The sequence below is a fragment of the Mesorhizobium sp. M7A.F.Ca.US.006.04.2.1 genome, from assembly GCF_004022915.1.
GTDB classification, from domain to species: Bacteria; Pseudomonadota; Alphaproteobacteria; order Rhizobiales; family Rhizobiaceae; genus Mesorhizobium; species Mesorhizobium ciceri.
In genome coordinates this window covers 1-3,848 of sequence record NZ_RZQA01000630.1, presented here as the reverse complement: position 1 = coordinate 3,848, position 3,848 = coordinate 1, and the positions used below count along the sequence as shown (strand labels likewise).

4 protein-coding genes are annotated in these 3,848 nt (G+C 61.3%); 1 reads left to right on the top strand and 3 read right to left on the bottom strand.

Annotated elements, in window-relative coordinates:
- Together EN925_RS26835 and EN925_RS26830 are read right to left on the bottom strand one after the other, a co-directional pair.
- Window positions 1-821, bottom strand: an 821-nt coding sequence (locus EN925_RS26835; RefSeq protein ID WP_164894409.1) for a multicopper oxidase domain-containing protein, incomplete at its 3' end; no start/stop codon positions are given.
- A gap of 164 nt (window positions 822-985) precedes the next feature.
- Entirely contained in the window at window positions 986-1,618 is a 633-nt protein-coding gene (locus tag EN925_RS26830; protein WP_024504795.1) for a TetR/AcrR family transcriptional regulator, read from the bottom strand.
- Window positions 1,619-1,720: 102 nt separating this feature from the next.
- Between EN925_RS26830 and EN925_RS26825 the strand changes: the two genes are divergently transcribed.
- A complete protein-coding gene (locus tag EN925_RS26825) occupies window positions 1,721-2,125 on the top strand; it encodes a VOC family protein (RefSeq protein ID WP_013530216.1) in 405 nt (134 codons plus the stop codon).
- An 85-nt stretch (window positions 2,126-2,210) separates the two neighbouring features.
- Here EN925_RS26825 and EN925_RS26820 read toward each other — a convergent pair.
- Window positions 2,211-3,848 (bottom strand): vitamin B12 dependent-methionine synthase activation domain-containing protein (locus EN925_RS26820; protein ID WP_206632947.1); only part of this gene is annotated, 1,638 nt, incomplete at its 5' end.

Below are 3,848 nucleotides of genomic sequence, written 5' to 3'. Positions count from 1 at the left end.
CGTATGGCCAGCTCCATGCGCTGGCCGGGTCCAAGCAGCAAGGCATCGGGCGAAAAACGCTCAGGCACCGGATTGCCGTCGAGCGCCATGACAGTCGCCTTTGCACCGTCGACGTGAAAAGCGTAGATTCGCGTCACGTCGGTGATGGCGACGCGCAGCCGCGCCAGTCCGCCGGCCGGCGCATCATATTGCGGCTGGTCGAGCCAATTGGCGGTGCGCACCGTGCCGTAAGTTCCGGTTCTCGCGGCATCGCGCGGCCGGAACTGGTCGATGAACTGACCGTCGTCGCCGAGGCGCCAGTCGCGCAAATTGAGGACGATTTCGGCATCGAATTTCGGATCGTTGGGATTCTCGACCACGATCACGCCGGTCAGGCCATGGCCCATCTGCTCCAGCGTGTTGCAATGCGGGTGGTACCAGAAGGTGCCGGCATCGGGCGGCGTGAAGGCGTAGTCGAAATGATCGCCGGTGTAGACGTAGGGCTGGACCAGGAACGGCACGCCGTCCATCTTGTTTGGAACGCGAATACCGTGCCAGTGGATCGTCGTCGGATCGTCGATCGCGTTGACAAGGCGTGCAGCGAAGGGCTGGCCTTTTTTCATTCTGAGCACGGGCGGCATTCCGGCGTTGCCATAGGTCAGCACATCCCTGGTCTGGCCGATATCCATCAGCTTCGCCTGGATCTTTGCCGTCTGCAAAACCACCGGCTCAGGCGTGGCAGCGGCCCAGCCACCAAGCCGGCCCATGGCCGAAAGCCCGACCCCGCCTGCGCCGGCAATCGCTGCCGTTTTCAAAAGCCGGCGTCGGGTGAGTACGGTCATTTGACGCTCCAGCTGCAAAGACGGCTGCCCTGGGTTTATCGCAGCCTTGGATCGTAAGCGAGCATCCTGTGCCTAAACCGACTCCGCCACCGGCCTTAAGCAAAAGACGCTGGCGTGGACGGACAATCGACCACAATAAGCATCGCTGGCGGAGCGGCGCGCGACTATTTCGGCCGCGCCCCATAGGCGGCAAGGAATGCTTCGACCGAAGCATCGGCGTGCCGCTCGAGGTCCGCCTTCGAACGCGGGTTGCTTCCGGTGAACATGGCTTCGTTCATTGGGATCCAGAGAAGCATTCCGAAGAGATGGCTGGCCGCCAGACGGGGATCGCTGGTCTGCAACAGGCCTCGACTGGTAAGCTTTTGAAAGCATGATGCCACCGAGGCAAGCATGCGTTCAAAACCTTTTTCATACCAGCTCCGGCCAAGCTGCGGCATCCGATCCGCGTTGGCGATAATCAGACGCCGCAGCTTCAGCAGCTCTTCGTCCATCAGCGTCGTTGTCATGCGTCGGGCAAGCTGCTGTAGCCCACCCTCCATGAATTTCGCCTCGGAAAGCAGCATCGTCACGGACTCGACGACATCGTTGGTCTGGCTGGCGGTGGACTCGACGACTTCGCCGAAAAGCGTCTCCTTGTCCGTGAAATGCTTGTAGACAGTCTGCTTGGATGCGCCTGCTTTGGTGGCGATCTCTTCCATGCTGGTTCCATCATAGCCCTTGGCGATGAAGGCGGCCGTAGCCGCTTCAATGATTTCACGATCCTTGCGAGCCGACCTGGTCTCACCATCAATTTTCATAGCGCCTCTCAACCGGTACTAGACGGTACCGTTCCCGCATGGTAGCCATAGTTACAGTACTAGACTGGCTAGTACCCATCAACGGCAGCAAGGCTTAGACCGATGACCAAAATGATCTTCCTCAATCTACCGGTACGCGATCTGCAGGCGGCGACCAAGTTCTATCTCGCGATCGGGGGCACGCTGAACCCGCAGTTCTCGAGCGACCAGTCCAGCTCGATCATGTTCTCAGACTCGATCGGGGTCATGTTGCTGACGCACCAGCATTACAGCCAGTTCACAGCGCGCCCGATCGGCGACCCCAAGCGGGACAGCCAGATGTTGATCGCACTAACCGTCGACAGCAAGGACGAGGTCAATGTCGTAATCGAGAAGGGCGTGGCGGCAGGCGGTCGCGCCGATCCCAACCCGGCGCAGGATCTTGGTTTCATGTTCAACCGCCACATCGAAGATCCGGACGGCAACGTCTGGGAGCTGCTGTGGATGAACCCGTCGGCCATGCAATAGCCCACAGGAATCGAAGCGGGCCAGGATGACACTGGAGAAGCGATCGGCATTCGCCTGTCGCTTCCGTCAGGCGCGCCGGCATCGGCTATTCAGCCGCCTCGGCATAGTGTGCCGGCACGTAGTTGAGGATGGGGCCAAGCCAGCGCTCGGCCTCGGTCAACGGCATCGCCTTGCGGCGCGCATAATCCTCGACCTGGTCGCGTTCGACCTTGGCGACGCCGAAATAATAGCTTTCGGGATGCGCCAGATAGATCCCCGAGACGGATGAGCCCGGCCACATCGCATAGCTTTCGGTCAGTCTCACGCCGGCATTGCCTTCGCCATCGAGCAGCCGGAACAAAGTCGCCTTCTCCGTATGGTCGGGCTGAGCCGGATAGCCGGGCGCCGGTCGGATGCCGCGATAGGGTTCGCCGATCAGCTCGTCGGGCGCCAGCGCTTCATCTGACGCGTAGCCCCAGAATTCCTTGCGCACCTTCTCATGCATGCGCTCGGCAAAGGCTTCGGCGAAGCGGTCGGCCAGCGCCTTGACCATGATCGAGGAATAGTCGTCGTTGGCGCGTTCGAAGCGTTCGGCGATCGCCACCTCCTCGATGCCGGCGGTGACGATGAAGCCGCCGATGTAATCGGCCTTGCCGCACTCCGCCGGCGCGACGAAATCCGACAGGGCAACATTGGCCTTGCCGTCGCGCTTGGTCAGTTGCTGGCGCAAGGTGAAGAACGTCGCCAGTTCCTGCGACCGCTTCTCGTCCGTAAACAGCCTGATGTCGTCGCCGACGGCGTTGGCCGGCCAGAAGCCGATGACGCCGCGCGGCGCGAACCACTTTTCGGCAATGATCTTGTTCAGCATCGCCTGCGCATCCTCGAACAACTGGCGTGCGGCGGCACCTTGCGCCTCATCCTCCAATATCTTGGGATAGCGGCCCTTCAGCTCCCAGGTCTGGAAGAACGGCGTCCAATCGATGTAGCGCGCGAGCTCGGTCAGGTCCCAGTTCTCGAACACCTTCACGCCTGCGAAGGACGGCTTCGGCGGCTCATATTCAGACCAGTCTATCCGATGCGCATTGGCCCTCGCCTTGGCCAGCGGCAAACGCTGCTTGTCGGCTTCCGAGCGGGCATGCGCATCGGCGACCTTCTTGTATTCGGCGCGCACCGTATCGACAAAGCCATCCTTGCTCTCGTTGGACAGCAAGGATGAGACCACGCCGACCGCGCGGCTGGCGTCGGTGACATAGACCGTCTGCCCCTTGCTGTAACGCGGGTGGATCTTCACCGCCGTGTGCACGCGGCTGGTCGTCGCGCCGCCGATCAGCAGCGGAATGTCGAAGCCTTCACGCTCCATCTCGGCAGCCATGTGCGCCATCTCGTCCAGCGACGGCGTAATCAGGCCGGATAGGCCGATGATATCGACATTTTGCTCGCGCGCCGTCTGCAGGATCCTGGCCGCCGGCACCATGACGCCGAGATCGATGATCTCGTAATTGTTGCAGGCGAGAACCACGCCGACGATGTTCTTGCCGATGTCATGGACATCGCCCTTGACCGTCGCCATCAGGATTTTTCCGGCCGTTTTACGTTCGCCATTGTCGATGCCGTTGGCGGCGTTTGCCAGCTTCTCGGCTTCCATGTGCGGCAGCAGTCCAGCCACCGCCTGCTTCATCACCCGCGCCGACTTCACCACTTGCGGCAGGAACATCTTTCCCGCGCCGAACAGATCGCCGACGAC